The organism is Streptomyces boncukensis (genome assembly GCF_011045075.1).
Lineage (GTDB): Bacteria > Actinomycetota > Actinomycetes > Streptomycetales > Streptomycetaceae > Streptomyces > Streptomyces boncukensis.
Genome location: NZ_JAAKZZ010001124.1, coordinates 1 through 461 on the forward strand (window position 1 = coordinate 1; position 461 = coordinate 461).

Consider the following 461-nt stretch of genomic DNA (forward strand, 5'->3'; position numbering starts at 1 on the left):
GGGTCCGGGGCCGCGGCGGTCCTCGTCGTACCACCCGGCGTCGACGCAGAAGACCTCGGCGCCCATCCCGGCGGCGGCGTCGACCAGCGGCAGCAGCCGCTCCGTTGTCGGGTCGCCCATCACCGCGCGCCCGGCGTCCGCGCGCAGCTCGGCCCAGGTGCGCAGCGTCGGCACGGCGGACCCGTCCGGTTGACCGGCCCCGCCCGTCTCGTAGTGCGCGGCCACCCGCAGCCCGGTCTCCGGGTCGGACCGGTGGACGGTGTGGCGGCGGGCCGCAGCGGTGTGCCGCTCGTAGCGGAGCCGGCGGCCCAGCGCCCCGTCGACATGCCGCTTGCCCGCCGTCCCGGTGCTCCCCTCCCCGGCGAGCGCGACCTCGACCAGCGGCAGCGCGGCGCCGGCGGGGCCCTCGAAGCCGCCGAGCCCGCTCAGCACCACCCGCCCGTCGGACGTCCGTGCGAAGC

1 pseudogene is annotated in these 461 nt (G+C 79.4%); it reads right to left on the reverse strand.

The features are described 5' to 3' along the window. Positions 1 to 461 (reverse strand): annotated as a pseudogene (locus tag G5C65_RS38260) (hypothetical protein); the annotation flags it as partial.